This window comes from Mycolicibacterium lutetiense (genome assembly GCF_017876775.1).
In the GTDB taxonomy this organism is placed as follows: Bacteria; Actinomycetota; Actinomycetes; order Mycobacteriales; family Mycobacteriaceae; genus Mycobacterium; species Mycobacterium lutetiense.
Genome location: NZ_JAGIOP010000002.1, coordinates 3,688,151 through 3,704,037 on the forward strand (window position 1 = coordinate 3,688,151; position 15,887 = coordinate 3,704,037).

Annotated in this window: 18 protein-coding genes and 2 tRNA genes; 11 read left to right on the plus strand and 9 right to left on the minus strand. The window is 66.1% G+C overall.

Features of this window, described 5'->3' with window-relative positions; translation table 11 throughout:
- Positions 1 to 88: 88 nt before the first annotated feature.
- Positions 89 to 1,108, minus strand: coding sequence for a bile salt hydrolase (locus JOF57_RS26995; RefSeq protein ID WP_209922247.1), 1,020 nt, complete (start codon positions 1,106 to 1,108; stop codon positions 89 to 91).
- 119 nt (positions 1,109 to 1,227) lie between these two features.
- On the opposite strand from JOF57_RS26995, the gene JOF57_RS27000 reads away from it, so the two are divergent.
- Positions 1,228 to 2,145, plus strand: a complete 918-nt coding sequence (locus JOF57_RS27000) for an acyl-ACP desaturase (RefSeq protein WP_209922249.1) — start codon at positions 1,228 to 1,230, stop codon at positions 2,143 to 2,145.
- A 140-nt stretch (positions 2,146 to 2,285) separates the two neighbouring features.
- Positions 2,286 to 3,014, plus strand: coding sequence for a cutinase family protein (locus JOF57_RS27005; protein WP_209922251.1), 729 nt, complete (start codon positions 2,286 to 2,288; stop codon positions 3,012 to 3,014).
- A 1-nt stretch (position 3,015) separates the two neighbouring features.
- Here JOF57_RS27005 and pdxR read toward each other — a convergent pair whose 3' ends face one another.
- On the minus strand, positions 3,016 to 4,398 hold the full coding sequence (gene pdxR / locus JOF57_RS27010; protein ID WP_209922253.1) for a MocR-like pyridoxine biosynthesis transcription factor PdxR: 1,383 nt from the start codon (positions 4,396 to 4,398) through the stop codon (positions 3,016 to 3,018).
- 46 nt (positions 4,399 to 4,444) lie between these two features.
- On the opposite strand from pdxR, the gene JOF57_RS27015 reads away from it, so the two are divergent.
- A complete protein-coding gene (locus JOF57_RS27015; protein WP_209922255.1) occupies positions 4,445 to 4,867 on the plus strand; it encodes a hypothetical protein in 423 nt (140 codons plus the stop codon).
- Complete coding sequence (locus tag JOF57_RS27020) at positions 4,868 to 5,776, plus strand: NAD-dependent epimerase/dehydratase family protein (protein ID WP_209922257.1); 909 nt, start codon at positions 4,868 to 4,870, stop codon at positions 5,774 to 5,776.
- Here JOF57_RS27020 and JOF57_RS27025 read toward each other — a convergent pair.
- From JOF57_RS27025 to hisC, 3 genes are read right to left on the minus strand one after another with little or no spacing between them, the layout of a single operon-like run.
- On the minus strand, positions 5,763 to 6,578 hold the full coding sequence (locus JOF57_RS27025) for a crotonase/enoyl-CoA hydratase family protein (RefSeq protein ID WP_209922259.1): 816 nt from the start codon (positions 6,576 to 6,578) through the stop codon (positions 5,763 to 5,765). The genes JOF57_RS27020 and JOF57_RS27025 overlap by 14 nt on opposite strands.
- Positions 6,571 to 7,062 (minus strand): DUF4334 domain-containing protein, encoded by a 492-nt coding sequence (locus tag JOF57_RS27030; protein WP_209922261.1) that lies wholly within the window; start codon positions 7,060 to 7,062, stop codon positions 6,571 to 6,573. Before JOF57_RS27030 ends, JOF57_RS27025 begins: the two co-directional genes overlap by 8 nt.
- Positions 7,059 to 8,141 carry a histidinol-phosphate transaminase gene (gene hisC, locus JOF57_RS27035; RefSeq protein WP_209922263.1) on the minus strand — a complete coding sequence of 361 codons (1,083 nt, stop codon included), beginning with the start codon at positions 8,139 to 8,141 and terminating at the stop codon, positions 7,059 to 7,061. Before hisC ends, JOF57_RS27030 begins: the two co-directional genes overlap by 4 nt.
- Before the next feature lie 88 nt (positions 8,142 to 8,229).
- Between hisC and JOF57_RS27040 the strand changes: the two genes are divergently transcribed.
- A tRNA-Ser gene (locus tag JOF57_RS27040) sits at positions 8,230 to 8,321 on the plus strand.
- A 37-nt stretch (positions 8,322 to 8,358) separates the two neighbouring features.
- Positions 8,359 to 8,434 (plus strand) — tRNA-Arg (locus JOF57_RS27045).
- Positions 8,435 to 8,510: 76 nt separating this feature from the next.
- On the opposite strand, the gene JOF57_RS27050 is transcribed toward JOF57_RS27045, so the two are convergent.
- Positions 8,511 to 8,924, minus strand: coding sequence for a hypothetical protein (locus JOF57_RS27050; RefSeq protein ID WP_234938261.1), 414 nt, complete (start codon positions 8,922 to 8,924; stop codon positions 8,511 to 8,513).
- Positions 8,925 to 9,025: 101 nt separating this feature from the next.
- On the minus strand, positions 9,026 to 9,376 hold the full coding sequence (locus JOF57_RS27055; protein ID WP_209922266.1) for a Fe-S protein: 351 nt from the start codon (positions 9,374 to 9,376) through the stop codon (positions 9,026 to 9,028).
- Between the two features lie 40 nt (positions 9,377 to 9,416).
- Between JOF57_RS27055 and JOF57_RS27060 the strand changes: the two genes are divergently transcribed.
- Positions 9,417 to 9,917, plus strand: coding sequence for a metallophosphoesterase family protein (locus tag JOF57_RS27060; RefSeq protein WP_209922268.1), 501 nt, complete (start codon positions 9,417 to 9,419; stop codon positions 9,915 to 9,917).
- 13 nt (positions 9,918 to 9,930) lie between these two features.
- On the opposite strand, the gene JOF57_RS27065 is transcribed toward JOF57_RS27060, so the two are convergent.
- Positions 9,931 to 10,269, minus strand: coding sequence for a winged helix-turn-helix transcriptional regulator (locus tag JOF57_RS27065; protein WP_209922270.1), 339 nt, complete (start codon positions 10,267 to 10,269; stop codon positions 9,931 to 9,933).
- 103 nt (positions 10,270 to 10,372) lie between these two features.
- Between JOF57_RS27065 and JOF57_RS27070 the strand changes: the two genes are divergently transcribed.
- The 4 genes from JOF57_RS27070 (at position 10,373) to JOF57_RS27085 (ending at position 15,116) form a co-directional block, all read left to right on the plus strand.
- Positions 10,373 to 11,248: an NAD(P)-dependent oxidoreductase gene (locus JOF57_RS27070; RefSeq protein WP_209922272.1), complete on the plus strand. Its 876-nt coding sequence runs from the start codon at positions 10,373 to 10,375 to the stop codon at positions 11,246 to 11,248.
- A 35-nt stretch (positions 11,249 to 11,283) separates the two neighbouring features.
- Complete coding sequence (locus JOF57_RS27075) at positions 11,284 to 13,161, plus strand: alkyl/aryl-sulfatase (protein ID WP_209922274.1); 1,878 nt, start codon at positions 11,284 to 11,286, stop codon at positions 13,159 to 13,161.
- Positions 13,162 to 13,251: 90 nt separating this feature from the next.
- A complete protein-coding gene (locus JOF57_RS27080; RefSeq protein WP_209922276.1) occupies positions 13,252 to 14,391 on the plus strand; it encodes a TIGR03364 family FAD-dependent oxidoreductase in 1,140 nt (379 codons plus the stop codon).
- A gap of 71 nt (positions 14,392 to 14,462) precedes the next feature.
- Positions 14,463 to 15,116, plus strand: coding sequence for a phosphonatase-like hydrolase (locus JOF57_RS27085; RefSeq protein WP_234939000.1), 654 nt, complete (start codon positions 14,463 to 14,465; stop codon positions 15,114 to 15,116).
- On the opposite strand, the gene JOF57_RS27090 is transcribed toward JOF57_RS27085, so the two are convergent.
- On the minus strand, positions 15,113 to 15,850 hold the full coding sequence (locus tag JOF57_RS27090) for a GntR family transcriptional regulator (RefSeq protein WP_209922279.1): 738 nt from the start codon (positions 15,848 to 15,850) through the stop codon (positions 15,113 to 15,115). The genes JOF57_RS27085 and JOF57_RS27090 overlap by 4 nt on opposite strands.
- Between the last annotated feature and the right edge of the window lie 37 nt (positions 15,851 to 15,887).

Sequence of the window (15,887 nt, forward strand, 5' to 3'; positions counted from 1 at the left end):
TCGAGGTGCCATCGCAGGTGTCACCCATGTCCCGACTCAGGTGTCACCTATGTCGTGAACTCACACACCTCCGCCACCGCCATCAGGCTCAGTGCTTAGCGGCCGCTTCCAGCGTTTCCATGATCTTCGCGGACAGGAACGTCATCGGACCCTTGTCCGCGAACTTATCGGCCACGTTGCCGGCGATGCCGCCCTGTACCGCGAGCTCGCCGATCAGGTCCAGTTTGAGCTGCGGGCTGCCCTCGGAGAAGTCGAGGTCGGCGAGGTCGACCCACACGATGTTGGGCCGGGTGGTGGACTCGTAGACGTACCGCTTGTTGGTGAGGTCGAGCACCACCTGCCAGATGGTCTGTGAGGCATCGGGTTTGCCCGGATCGGGGATGCGGAAGGGCTGCGCGGCGTTGCGGATCACCGAGAACATGCTCGCGATGGCCTCGACCTGGCTGGACGGCTTGGGCAGCCGGCCGGCGTAGTAGCTGGCCCGGGCGAAGCGGTCGCTGGCCAGGGTGGAGCCTGGGATCGGCTGGTCGCCGCCGAGGCCGGTGAACGACTTCACCAGCTCCAGCTGCTGATCGAAGGTCGGTGAATTGGTCATCACCGTGTAGTCCCTCGAGTGATACACCCGGGCCTTGCCGTCGACGTACTCGATGATCGCCGAGTCCCCGGTCGCATCGTCGAGCGCCAGGTGCAGGCCGGGTCGGACGCCGCCGGTGGGATCGTCCATCTGGACCACCTGAACGTCGGTCTCGGCGATCCACGCGGTCGCCTCGGCGACGGTGGAGAAGTTGTCCAGGAAGTACTGCATCCAGATGGCCTGGCCGAGTTGGGTGCGCGTGTCGTCCGGCTCGCCGTAGGTGGATTCGGCCAGCCACAGGATGTGCCCCGCCAAGCCGGCCTCGTTGATTCCGTCCACTGAGGTGAGATCGAAGGCGGAGGCAATCACGCTGCCGTACTTCGAGGTCCAGGTGAGCTTGCCCGACACCGCGTCGTCACGCTCGACACCGCGGGGCTGCTTCCACAGGTTCGTCATCAGGTCCTTGTGGAAGTCCATGTTCCTGCCGACCAGAACCGCATCGCCCGCTTCGGGCCAGATGACTCGCGTGCACATGCGAGCGAGCATAGAGGCTTTCGCTCAAAATTAACCTACGGTTACGTAACCTACGCTACCGTAGGTTACGGATCGCGCGCTGATGTCGACGCGCTGCCGCACACATTGGGAGGAGTGGAATGGACGCCCAGAGCGGAGTGCTCCACGAACTGGAGCCGGTTGTCGCGAGCAACCTCGACCGGCATCTTTCGATGGCGCGGGAGTGGTTTCCGCACGACTACGTTCCGTGGAGCCACGGACGCGACTTCGCCTTCCTAGGTGGAGAGGACTGGCGGCCGGAGGACTCGCCGTTGGACCCCGTCGCCAAGGTGGCCATGACGGTCAACCTGCTCACCGAGGACAACCTGCCCTCCTATCACCGTGAGATCGCCACGCGGTTCTCCCGCGACGGCGCGTGGGGCACCTGGGTCGGGCAGTGGACGGCAGAAGAAGGCCGCCACAGCATCGCCTTACGCGACTACCTCGTCGTCACGCGTGGAGTGGATCCCGTTGAGCTGGAACGTCTTCGGATGAGACATACGGTCGCCGGATACGACTCGGGAGACAAGACGCCGCTGGCGGCAATGGCGTATGTGTCGTTCCAGGAGCTCGCCACGCGGGTATCGCACCGCAACACCGGGCGGGCATCAGGTTGTCCGATCGCCGATCAGATGCTCGCGCGGATCGCGGCCGACGAGAACCTGCACATGGTGTTCTACCGCAATCTCATGGCGGCAGCACTGGACATGGCGCCCGACGATTCGATGAAGGCCATCCGCGACGAGGTGGTGAACTTCGCGATGCCGGGTCTCGGGATGGCCGACTTCGCGCAGAACGCGATCACCATCGCCAAGGCCGGCATCTACGACCTGCGTGTCCATCACGACGACGTGGTGCAACCGGTGCTCCGCTTCTGGCGGATCTTCGATCGAACCGATTTCGGGCCCGAGGGGGAGAAGGCTCGCGAGGAGCTCGCCCAGTTCCTTGAGGCGGTCGATGAGCGGGCCCGGTTCTATGAGGAAAAGCGCGAGCGGCAGCGCGTCGGGGCCGCCTCGTAGCAAATCGCAGACCCCCACTGCACCCGCTAAACGTGTCGTACATCACACCCCCGGGGAGATTCGCCCGGCCTTGATCTTGGGTATCGAGGAGTAGTTGGTACGAAACGTTGGTGTGGGTCGGAACGAGTGTGGGGTCGAAAATGAACCGGATTGGTCGTTGGTTGGCGGCGGTGGCATCGTCGGTGTTCGTGGCAGGTGGATGCATCGCCGCTGCCGGTCAGGCTTCCGCGGAATCGTGTGCCGATGTGCAGGTTGTCTTCGCGCGGGGCACGTTCGAGCCACCGGGAGCCGGTGGCGTCGGGGATGCGTTCGTGAATGCGCTGCAGGCCAGGACCGGCGGTAAGTCCGTCGATGTCTACCCGGTGAATTACCCGGCGTCACTTGACTTTGCGACTGCGGCAGACGGCGTCGCCGACGCGAGCAACAAGGTCACGGCCACGGTGGCTGCGTGCCCCGACACCAAGATCGTGCTGGGCGGTTTCTCGCAGGGCGCTGCGGTGGCCGCCTACCTCACCGAGGATGCGGTGCCGCAGGGGTTCGCCTTGCCGCCGAGCATCAGCGGCCCGCTGCCTGCGGAGGTGGCCGACCATGTCGCCGCAGTGGCCCTGTTCGGCAAACCGTCGAGTGGCTTCCTGCAGATGATCTACACCGGTGCGCCGCCGATCACGGTCGGTTCCCGGTACGCCGGTAAGACCGATGACCTGTGCATCCCGGAGGACCCGGTGTGCTCGCCCACTGGCAGTGACAACAATGCGCACAACTTGTACGCAGCCAACGGGCTGACGGATCAGGCGGCCGATTACGTGGTCGGCAAACTGGGCATCAAGCAGTCGGACCAGAACGTGGATCAGTCGTCCGCACACCGGTGACTCAGCGCGCAACCTCGCCGAGTATCTGCACGCCCGTGGCGATCTGGGACTCGGTGAGGTTGGCATAACCCAGGATCAGCCCGGGTGGCGCGGTTGCGGGGTCGGAGTAGCACGGGGCCAGTGGCTCCAGTCGGATGCGTAACTCGCCGGCGCGACTGGTCAGGTCGTCGATGGGGAAGCCGGCCGGGAACCGCACGGTCAGGTGTACGCCTGCGGCCGCACCGAGAACCTCCGCCTGGGGCAGGTGCCGCGACAACGCTGCCAGCAGTGCATTGCGTCGGGCCGGATAGCGTCGGCGCATCTGACGCAGGTGACGGTCGTAGCCGCCGGAGCTCACGAATTGGGCGAACGCGATCTGATCCATCACCGAACTACCGGTGTCGGCAAGGCTTTTCGCGGTCCGGAGGCGATCGATCAGGTGGGCGGGCACCACCATCCAGCCGATCCGCAGTCCGGGTGCCAGCGTCTTGCTGGTCGAGCCGAGGTACACCACCCGGTCGGGCGCGACCCCTTGCAGTGCGCCCACCGGTGCCCGGTCGTAGCGGTACTCGGCGTCGTAGTCGTCCTCGATGATCAACCGTCCGGGCTGGGCCCATTCGAGTAGTTCGGTGCGCCGGGTAGCCGAGAGCACCACCCCGGTCGGTGACTGGTGGGCGGGCGTGGTCAGCACAGTGGTCGCGGCACTGGCTGCCAGTGCCGCAACGTCGATGCCGTTGTCATCCACCGGGATGGGCATCGGATCGATACCGTGGTGCCGCAACACCATTCGATGCAGCCAGAATCCCGGATCCTCCACCGCGATCGGTCCGTCCAGGCATCGAGCGAGCAGCGCTATGGCTTGCGTTGCGCCCGAACACAACACGATGAGGCGTGGGTCGGCGACGACGCCGCGGGTACGTCGCAGGTAGTCGGCCACCGCGGTCCGGGCGGCCGGTAACCCGTGCGGTGCGACATAGCCGAATGCGCTGGATTCGATCTCGGCCAGGCCCTGACGCATGGCCCGAAGCCAGGCTTGACGCGGGAAGCTGGCGAGATCCGGTGAACCCGGGGCGAAGTCGATGTCGAAGCGGGGGCGGGTGCGATCGGGATCGGAGCGGCCTGCGGGGACGGGATCGACGGCTGCGACGCGGGTGCAGCCGCCCTGGCTGCTGTGCAGGAATCCCTCGGCGGTCAGTTGCCCGTAGGCCTCGACCACGAGCCGGCGAGACACCCCGAGGTCGGCGGACAACACGCGGGTGGAGGGCAGGCGCGAGGCCGGCGCCAACCGGCCGGACCGGATGGCGTCGCGCAGCCCGTCGGCGAGTTGACGGTGCAATGGCTGCTTACTGTCCCGGTCCAGTTCGACCAGCAGCTCCGGACCGGAACTGGTACCCGAATCTGCCATGGAATTGGAGCCTACTCGGAGACCACCTCGGCGTTAGCGTGATGACATGGCCAACGCCGTGCCGCCGGTGACACGCACCCGGCGCTACCCCGAAGTGGTCCTCGCCGTGTTCGGCATCTACTCGGTGACGCTCGGTCTGTTCATGCTGTTCGCGCCGGGGGCGTTCTTCGACACGATCGGTGCATTCGGCGTGCGTAACGATCACTTCATCCTCGACAACGCGTCATTCGAACTGCCGCTCGGGTTGATGATGCTCGCGGCACTCAAGTGGCCGCGCTGGCGTGTTCCCACGCTGGCCTTCGCCACCGCGCACTGGGCCCTGCATTCGTTGAGTCACCTGATCGACACCAATCATGCCGCCGGCAGCTGGGTCGGCTGGCTGGAAGCCGCGGGCCTGGTGGTGACCACGGTCCTGTTGGCAATTGCATTACGTATCAGCATGTCCGACAACAAGGTAGGAGAACCATAGATGCGCGTTCTGGTGGCCGGAGCAACCAGTGTCCCCGGGATTCCGCTGCTGCGTGAGCTCAACAGGCGTGGCCATGAGGTGATCGGGGTGACGCGTTCGTCGGGCAAGACCGCCCAGATCTCCGCCGAGGGCGCCAAGGCTGTGGTGGCCGACGTCCTCGACGCCGGCCAGATCGACTCCGTGCTGGACGAATTCGCGCCCGAGGCGGTGGTGAGCCTACTGACGACGCTGCCCAAATGGGGGCCGAAGCGGCCCAAGGACTTTGGCCCCGCGACGCAACTGTGGAGTCGCGGAGCCTCGAACCTGGTGGCAGCGGCCCAACGAGCGTGCGTGCGCCGCGTCGTCGCGGAATCCGTCGTCTTCGCCTACGGCTACGGCTCAGGCGGACCGGCGTTGATCGACGAGACCGATCCCTATCCCGGGCCGCCACCGCCGCACGGGGCCGAGTTCCTGGAGGCGCTGCGGGGGATGGAACGCACCGTGCTGAGCTCGGGTGAACACAGCGATACCGAGGGAATCGTGTTGCGCTACGGCGTTTTCTACGGGCCCGGTGTGATCCATGACGAACTGTTCACCCGGCTCGCGAAGTGGTGGGCCCTGCCCGCCCTGACCGGCCCCGGAATCCTGTCCTGGGTACACATCGACGACGTCGCCCGGGCCACGGCCGACGCACTCGACAAGGGACGGGGCGGGCAGATCTACAACATCGTCGACGACCGTCCGCAGTCGTTCGGCGACTACGTCAGGGAACTGAACCGAAAGCTGCACCGGCCGCCGCCGGTGCCGATCTCGCATCGGCTGGTCAGGCTGGTGGCCTCGTACCCGGCCACCGCATTCGGGCAAGCCTGGCTTCCACTGTCGAACGCGAAGGCCAAAGCGGAGCTCGGCTGGACGCCTATTCCCCGGTGAACTGGGGCGGGCGCTTCTGGAACATCGCGGTGACCGCCTCGGCCAGGTCCTTCGACGGCAGGAAGGCTGAATTCCACGCGGCCACGTAGCGCAGGCTCTCGGCGACCCTGGCGGTGCGCTGCTGGTCGAGCACGTCCTTCACGCCGGCGACGGTCAGCGGCGGGTTGGCGGCGATCTCAGCTGCCGTGGCATGCGCGGCTGCCAGCGAGGCATCGGCGTCGGCGTACACGTCATTGACCAGACCGATCTTCTCGGCGCGCGATGCGTCGATGTCCTTGCCGGTCAGGACCAGCTCCCGCAGATGTCCGTCGGACAGGATCAGCGGCAGCCGGGCCAGGCTGCCCACGTCGGCGACGATGGCCAGCTTGGTCTCACGCACCGAGAACTTGGCGTCGGCGCTGGCGTAGCGGATGTCCACCGCACTGGCCAGGTCGACGCCGCCGCCGATGCACCAGCCGTGGATCGAGGCGATGGTCGGTGTGCGGCAGTCGGCGACCGCGGTGATGGCGCCCTGCATGCCCCGCAGCGTGGTGTGGAAGTCGGCTCTGGCCTTCGCGCCGGCATCGAGGCCGGGCATCGTGGCACCCATGGCCGGCAGGTCGAGGCCGTAGCTGAAGTTCTTACCGGAGCCGGTCAGCACGATCGCGCGAACCTCGGGGTCGGCGTCGAGGGTGCCGAATACGTCGGGCAGCTCGGCCCAGAACGCCGGGCCCATGGCGTTGCCCTTGCCGGGACCCAGCAGCGTCACCTGGGCGACGTGGTCCTTGATCTCGACGGAAACGGATTCGTAAGTGTCAGCCATTGGATTCTCCCTCGACGCGCTGCAGGTAGAAGTACAGGTAACGCGCCGCCCCTGAGCCGAGGTCGACGGCACCCTTGCCGTTCATGATCCCCACCACGGTGTTGTCGTCGACCACCTTGAAGTGGTCATGCACGGGCCGGCCGTCGTAGACCATGGTCGCGGTCACCTCGCCGCGGAACTCCTCCAGCCACAGGCTGGCCTCGCCGTTCATGGCCTCGGTGTTGGAGAACTTGTTGCCGTCGGCGTCCAGGCACACGAGCGGCTGGGCCTCGGCGGCCGAGCGGAACGTCTTGCCGAACCAGTTGAGCCGGTTCATGAACCCGTTGGCCTTGTGCCCGGTCTGGAATTCGCCGCCCTTCCACTCGCCGAGCATGAAGTCGATGCCGGCGGGCCGCAGCAGCGCCCAGAACGCGTCGAGTTCGGCGTCGGGGATCTGCCCCTCGCGGCTGACGAATCCGTCGAACGTGCCGCGTGCACCGTTCACTTGGTCTCTCCTGTCCGAGTCCCGGCGTCACCCGCGATCCAGCGTCGGGCGAACTCCAGGAAGGCGTCGTTCTCGTGCGGTGCCCCGATGGTGACCCGCACGCCGTCCTCACCGTACGGGCGAACGATGAGGCGGTTGTCGGCGGCCCTGGCCACGAAGTCGAGGGTGCGTTCGGCCAGCGGCAGCCAGACGAAGTTGGCTTGCGACGGCGGTATTTCGTAGCCGGCCTCGCGCAGCGCCGCGCTCACGCGGGCGCGTTCGGCGACGACGGCGTCGGTGCGGGCCAGGAGTTCTTCAGAGGCTTCGAGGCTGGCGATGGCCGCGGCCTGGGACACGGTGGTCGCGCTGAACGCCACGTAGACCTTGCCGAGCGCGGTGACGATCTCCGGGTCGGCGACCGCGTAGCCGATGCGCATGCCGGCCAGGCCGTACGCCTTCGAGAAGGTGCGCAGAACCACCACGTTGCGGTGCGCGCGGGCCAGGCCGAGGCTGTCGGGTGCGAGCCCGTCGCGGATGTACTCCACATAGGCCTCGTCGAGCACCAGGACGATGTGCGGGGGTACCGCTGCCACGAACCGGGCCAGTGCTTCGGGGTCGACCACAGTGCTGGTCGGGTTGTTCGGATTGCAGACGAAGATCAGCCGGGTGCGGTCGGTGATCGCTGCGAGCATGGCGTCGAGATCGTGAGTCTGGTCACGCAGCGGGACCTGGATGCAGGTCGCCCCGGCGGTGCGCACCTGCATCGGGTAGATCTCGAAACTGCGCCAGCCGATGACGACTTCGTCGCCGACCGAGGATGTGATTTGTATCAATTGCTGGCACAGGCTGACCGAACCGCAGCCGACGGCGATGTTCTCGGGCGCGAATCCGACATGCTTGGCCAGATGTTCACGCAGGTCAAGGTAGTTGTTGTCGGGGTACCGATTGACGGTCTCCGCGGCTTTGGCGATCGCCTTGATCACGCTGGGCAGCGGCGGATCGACGGTTTCGTTGCTGGCGATCTTGATTGCGCCCGCGACGGTTTTGCCTGCTGTGTAGGCCGGAAGATCGGCCATCTCAGGGCGCAAGCGGATACTCATTTGGTCAGCATAGGTGAGCATGTGTACTGTGTGCCCTCGGCGGTTTCGGGCATTTGGACGTGGTCCGGTACCCTCACAGAAGTTCAAAGGAGGCGTGCCAGAGCGGCCGAATGGGACTCACTGCTAATGAGTTGTCCCCCTCAAAGGGGACCGGAGGTTCAAATCCTCTCGCCTCCGCCACGGTTGATTCGTCAACCGCACAACTGAATAACGGCAAGCGCCCGTAGCTCAACGGATAGAGCATCTGACTACGGATCAGAAGGTTAGGGGTTCGAATCCCTTCGGGCGCACCATAAAAAATCGAGGCGTGGTCTACGGACCGCGCCTCGATTTGTTTTGTTGGATCGCCCCAGGCCTCCGGGGAGCGCTCTACTCGGAGGCGACGGCGGCGGCGATGTCGACGGCCATCTCGCGCAACACGTCGTCGGTGACGAACTCACGCGCGGTCTGGCGGTTCAACCTCAACACGGAGACCAACAGCTCGATGTGGCCGGCGACCTGGACCCGGGCCAGCTCCGGCGGAAGGTGCAGCCCGTGCAGATCGGCGAGGAAGCCACGCAGCACGGTGACGCGATCTTTCATCCACGGTGACCGGTCGGCCACCGTGGATGTCGAGGTCTTCAGCTGTCCGATGTAGCGGCGTTGCCGCGGTTGCTCAAACACGCCGTGGTGGGCTTGACGCGTGGGATCCGCAGCGCGCGGCCGGGCCCGGACACGGATGTCACCGTGTGGTGAAGCGCATCCGGTGAATGCCGCCGTGCGCATGACCCTGGCTGTTGCCATGGCGTGTCTGTGACCCATCGTTCCCGTACCTGCCGACAATTGTGGTTTGCCAGTTAACTTTACGGGAACTTCTCAGGTTCAGCTCAGATTCATCCTGAGCGTCAGTTCCAGAGCACCGCGATTGCCGACGCGAGCAGGGGCAGAATGCCGGCGGCGATGAACAGGCCCATGACCGGTCCGCCCGCGCGACGCTGCCGTGCGGTGCCGATGCCCAGCACCGCGCCGAGCGCCACCAGGATGACCAGCTTGGTCCCGAGCTTGGGGTAGTTCAGGACGATGCCGGGCCAGGGTGCGGCCAGGGCGATGCCGGTGACGAGCGACAGCACCATGCCGTAGGTCATCACCGGGGTGATCAGGAAGCGTCGGGCGGCGGCCTCGGCGATCCAGGCGCCGACCATGACTGCGAAACCGATCAGATGTGCGTATACAACTACGTCGCGTAGTAGAGCCATGGGCGGAGTGTAACGGCATCTCCGACGTAGGCTGGGCGGGATGCGGCTGCTGATGATCGCCGATACCCATGTCCCCAAGCGTGCCAAGGATCTCCCGGCTCAGGTGTGGGACGAAGTCGACCGGGCCGACGTTGTTGTCCACGCTGGGGATTGGGCCGACCCGGCACTGCTCGACGCGCTCAGTTCGCGTGCGGCGCACCTGATCGGCTGCTGGGGCAACAACGACGGAGCGGAACTGCGCAGGCGACTGCCTGAGCGCGCCGACGTGACCTTGGACGGCCTGCGACTCACCGTCGTGCACGAGACCGGTGCGGCCACCGGTCGGGAGGCCCGGATGGCGCGGGACTATCCCGGAACCGACGTCCTGGTCTTCGGGCACAGCCACATCCCGTGGGACACGACAGCTAAAACCGGTCTGCGCCTGTTGAATCCGGGCTCGCCGACCGACCGGCGCAGGCAGCCATACTGCACCTACATGACGGCTCGCATCGCTGCGGGGGTGCTGTCCGACGTCAGCCTGCACACGCTGGACCGGCCGTGAACCGCCGCGACGGCTAGCCCGCTTCGCTCTCGCAGATCAGCTGAATGTGCTTGGTGGCCCAATCGCTCAGCGGTTCAAGGGATTCAAGTAGCTCCTGGCCCGCAGGCGTCATGGAGTACTCCACCCGCGGCGGCACCTCGTGGTAGCTCTCCCGATGCACCACGCCGTGACGCTGGAGTTCCTTGAGGTGCTGCGTCAGCATTTTCTGGGACACTCCGGGCAGGCTGCGGTGCAGTGCGTTGAACCGCTTCGGCCCGGGCTGCAGTTCCCACAGGATCAGCGGTTTCCACTTTCCGTCCACCACGGCGAACGCCGCATCGAGTCCGCAGGTGTACTTGCCGAGCTGGCTCATGACAGGATCCTTGCAGTTCAGGGCCAATAGTTTCAAAAAAGTAAGTATCCCACTTTTAAGTGGGTACTTGTCCTGCAGTCAGTGCCTCTCCAACGATGGTGGCATGACAACCACACGCCATTCGGTCAGCTTTCTCGGTCTGGGTGCGATGGGCTCAGCGCTGGCCCGCACCGCCCTGAAGGCGGGGCATCCGACCTTCATCTGGAACCGCACCGCCGCGCGGTCGGCCGCGCTCGTCGAGGAGGGCGCCACCGCGGCGGCAGATCCGGGCGAGGGTCTGGACGCGGACCTCATCGTCGTCTGCCTGTTCGACCAGGCCTCGGTGCACGAGGTCCTCGACCCGGTTGCGGACCGGCTGGCCGGGCGCCGGTTGGTGAACCTGACCACGACGTCACCGGAAGGCGCACGAGAGCTGGCCAGGTGGGCTTCCGGACACGGTGCCGACTATCTCGACGGCGGCATCATGGCGACTCCGGAGATGATCGCGACACCGCACTCGGCGATCCTCTACAGCGGCTCGGCCGCGTTGTTCGACGATCATCGCGAGTTCTTCGAACTATGGGGCAGTGCAGAGTATTTCGGCGACGATGCGGGCATGGCGTCGTTGTACGACCTGGCCCTCCTTTCTGCCATGTACGTGATGTTCGCGGGCTTCTTCCACGGCGCTGCGATGGTCGGAGCAGCCGGAGTGCCAGCGAAGGAGTTCGCTGCCCGCACCGCGGCCTGGCTGCCGGCGCTGATGCCCGCCATCGCCGGATACGCGGCCGTCATCGACGGCGGGGACTACACCGTGCCCGGCCAGCAGAGCCTCGATTTCTCCGACATCAGTGACATCGTCAACGCAAGCCGGGACCAGGGCATCAGCACAGAATTGGTCGATGTCGTGCAACGGCTGATCCACCGGCAGATCGACGCGGGCCACGGCACCGACGGCTTCGCCCGGGTGATCGAGAGCATCAAGAAGGGCGCCGCTGCGTGACCGTGCCGACACCGTCAGGTGGCACGCTCTTCGGTATGGAGCAGAAGCCACCTACCGCAGTCATCGAGGCCGCCAACCGCGTGCATCTGAATAACCTGCCGTTCGAGGACGCCAGGGATTTCGAGGACGCTGACCGGGGCTTCATCGCCGCGCTCGAACCGTGTGTGGTGAAGGCCGCCGATGGCAGGGTGGTGTGGGACAACGATGCCTATGACTTCCTGAGAGGTGATGCGCCGACGTCGGTGCATCCCAGCCTGTGGCGCCAGTCGCAACTGTGCGCCAAGCAAGGTCTCTACGAGGTGGTCGAGGGCATCTACCAGGTGAGGGGCCTGGATCTGTCGAACATCAGCTTCATCGAGGGCGATACCGGCGTCAGCGTCATCGATCCGCTGATCTCCACCGAGACCGCGGCCGCCGCGCTGGCGCTGTACCGGGCACACCGGGGAGAGCGCGAGGTGGTCGCGGTCATTTACACCCACAGCCACGCCGACCATTTCGGCGGCGTGCTGGGCGTGACCAATCAGGCCGATGTCGACGCGGGCAAGGTCGTCGTCATCGCGCCGGAACACTTCACCGAGCACGCCGTGCAGGAGAACGTCTATGCCGGCACCGCGATGGCGCGCCGGGCCGGTTACATGTACGGCGCAGCGCTGGACCGTAGCCCGCAGGGCCAGGTCGGCTGCGGGCTGGGGCAGGTCGGCTCGACGGGCGAGGTGGCGCTGATCGTGCCGACCCTCGACATTCGCGAAACCGGGGAGACCCACACCATCGACGGTGTCGAGATCGAATTCCAGATGGCGCCGGGCACCGAGGCGCCCGCCGAGATGCACTTCTACTTCCCGAAACTCCGGGCGCTGTGCATGGCCGAGAACGCCACCCACAATCTGCACAACCTGCTGACCCTACGTGGCGCGTTGGTACGTGATCCGCATGGTTGGGCGGGCTATCTGACCGAGGCCATCGACACCTTCTCCGACCGCGCCGACGTGGTGTTTGCCTCGCACCACTGGCCCACCTGGGGTCGCGAGCGGATCGTCGAATTCCTTTCGCTGCAACGGGATCTGTACGCCTACTTGCATGACCAGACGTTGCGTCAGCTCAACCAGGGTTACACCGGGGTCGAGATCGCGGAGACCTTCCAGCTGCCGCCGGCCCTGGAGAAGGCCTGGCATGCCCACGGTTACTACGGCTCGGTAAGTCACAACGTCAAGGCGGTCTATCAGCGCTACATGGGCTGGTTCGACGGCAACCCGGCCCGGTTGTGGCCGCACCCGCCCGAGGCGCTCGGCCCTCGCTACGTCGAGGCGATGGGCGGTGCCGACCGGGTGGTCGAGCTGGCTGGGAAGGCTTTCGAAGACGGTGATTTCCGCTGGGCGGCAACACTTCTCGACCACATCATCTTCACCGATGAAAACCACGCGCGAGCCCGCGAACTGTACGCCGACGTGCTTGAGCAGCTGGCCTACGGCGCGGAGAACGCCACATGGCGCAACTTCTTCCTGAGCGGCGCCACTGAACTGCGGGAGGGAAACTTCGGAACCCCGACCACCTCGGCGTCGCCGTCGCTGCTCGGGCAGCTCACCCCCGAGCAGATCTTCGACACCTTCGCGATCAGCCTGAACGGGCCGCGGGCGTGGGATCTGGACCTGGCCATCGACGTGACGTTCCTCGATGTGTCGGTCAACTACCGGCTCACCGTGCGCAACGGCGTGCTGGTCTATCGCACGGCGGATGCCGACGAGGCGAGTGCGCAGGCCACCGTGAAGCTGGCGAACAAGCTGCGACTGTTGGCCTTCGCGGCGGGCGACACGGGCTCACCGGGTCTGGAGGTCGCCGGTGACGCGCGGGCCCTGCCGTCGCTGGTGGCCGCCCTGGATCGCCCTGACCCGAACTTCAACATCGTCACACCGTGAGGTGAACGCAAAGCCGACTTATATAGATAAGTAGTGAACAGTCCCTACTTGTATTGACAAGTGGCGGCAATGCGGACCACGGTACTCGGCATGGGAAGTCATCACAGCTACGACGTCGTGGTGGTCGGTGCAGGCATCGTCGGTCTGGCCCACGCCTACCACGCGCATCAGCGTGGGCTGAGCGTCGCCGTTGTGGATCATGCCGACGGTGTCGTCGGCGCGTCGGTCCAGAACTTCGGCCACGCCTGTATCACCGCGCAGTCCGGTGCTGCAAGGGACTATGCCCGCAGCGGGCGTCAGCATTGGCTCGACCTGTCCCGCAAGGCGGGGTTCTGGTCGGCCGAGTCGGGCACCTTCTGCGTCGCGCGCCACGACGACGAACTCGCCGTGATGGGCGAGTTCGCCACCACCCGCGAGGACGACGAGGTGCGGCTGCTGAGCCGCGAGCAGATCCTCGAGCAGATTCCCGTGGCGGCCTCCGGCGTCACCGGCGGCATGTACCTACCCAACGACCTGCAGGTTGACCCACGCACCGCCGCCCCGTCGATCGCTCGTTGGCTCGCCGGAGAAGGCGTCGACTTCCACTGGCGCACCGCAGCTTCCGGATTCGAATCGGGGGTGGTGCACACCTCGCGCGGATCGCTACGTGCCGGGACGACGTTCGTCACGGTCAACTGCGACATCGACCGACTGTTCCCGGCGATGGCCGAACGCGACGGCCTGTTGCGGTGCCGGTTACACATGCTGCGCGCCCGGCTGCCACTGGCCTTCGCGCTGTCCGCGCCGCTGTTCACCGGATGGTCGCTGCTGCGGTATTCGGGATTCGAGGGGCTCCCGAGTGCCGGGGCGGTGGCCGACCGGCTGCGCACCGAGCACCCCGACTACGTCGCGATCGACCTGCACCAGATGTACACGCCGCAGCCCGACGGCTCGGTGCTGATCGGCGACACCCACTACCGGGACATCTCGGCACCGCCGTTCCAGTCGGAGGAGGGCTTCGATGTCCTCCTTGAGGAGACCAGAAAACTGTTCGGCGTCAATGACATCGAGGTGAGCGAACGCTGGCAGGGTGTCTACACCTCGGCGCCGGGCCGGGAGTTCCTGATCGAGCAGCCCGTCGAGGGCACCCACGTTGTCACCGTCACCACCGGCATCGGCATGACCACCAGCATGGGCCTCGCCCGCGACAGCGTCGACAACGCGCTGAACCGGCTCGCCGCGACCGTCTGAACCGTCCACACCGAAGGGGTAAACCAGTGAGTACCACCGCATCTGACCCGATCACCCTCGTCGTCTTCGACATGGCCGGAACCACCGTCGAGGACAGCGGGTTGGTTCAGCAGTCGTTCCTGGCGGCCGACAGTCACGCGGGTCTGTCGAAGACCGACGCCGACCGGGCGGAGATGCTGCGCTACGTCTCCGACACCATGGGCCAGTCCAAGATCGTGGTGTTCCGCCACCTGGCCCGCGGCAACGAGGAGCAGGCGCAGTCCGCGAACAAGGAGTTCGAACGCTGCTATGCGCAGCTGGTCGCCGAGGGCAACTGCAGTCCGATCCCCGGCGCCGAAGAGGTCATTGCATCGTTGCGGTCCAGCGGCATCAAAACGGCACTGACCACCGGATTCGCCAAGGAAACACAGTCGGCCATCATCGAGGCACTGGGCTGGCAGAACCTCGCCGACCTGGTGCTGTGCCCGTCGCCGGGCGTGCGCGGCCGGCCGTACCCGGACATGCTGCTGAGCGCGTTGATGCAGACGCACACCGATTCGGTGCGCTCCATGATCGTCCTGGGTGATACGTCCTCGGATGTCATCAGTGGACTGCGTTCCGGGGCGCGGGCCTCGATCGGTGTGCTGACCGGAGCCCACAACCGGGCCCAGCTGTCCGAGGCGGGCGCCACCCACATCCTCGACAGCGTGGCCGATCTCCCCGCCCTGGTGGCAGCGGCCGACTAAGGCTCGGCGGAGGAAAACTTGGTGCGGGCGTTGACGATGCTGAACGCGACCATGTCCGGCCGGTAGCGGTCATCGGCGCACTCGAACACCGTGCCGTGCTGATCACGCGAAACACGTCGCTCCCGCAGGAGCGGACTGCCGGGCGCGATACCGAGGTTCGCGGCGTCGTCGGGTCCGGCCGCGACCGCGTCGAGCACGTGCTCCATGGAATCGAAGAACACACCGTGGCCGGCCAGGTAGTCGGTCATGGACCCCGAGTCGGTGTCGAACTCGAACAGCAATGAACCCACGGAGTCGATGAACGTGCTGCGCTCGATCATCGCTGGTTCGCCGTCGAGCAACCGGACGCGCAGCACCTCGACCACGAAGTCGTCGGCGGTCAAATCGAGTGCCGCCATGGCAGTTTCGGAGGCGCGGCGGCGCGCCACCTCGATCGTGCGGTTACCCGCGACGCGCCCGGCGCGCTCTGCCCACTGGGTAAACGGCGTGAACGTGTCCAGGGTCTGGGTGGCGTCATGACTGCGGACCACCGCGGGCTTGCCTCGTGAGACCCGGATCAGCCCTTCGTTCTTCAACGTCGCCAGGGCCTGGCGTACCGGGCCGCGGGACACGTCGAACTCCGCGCACAAGGCGCTTTCTGCGGGCAACGGTGCGCCGATGGCGTAGTCCCGGCGCCTGATGCGCTGACGCAGTTCGGCCGCGACGTACTCGTGGCGCGAACGGGGCCCCGCCATCCGCATCACCCTTCGGTCAGGTTGTCATGACAAGTTG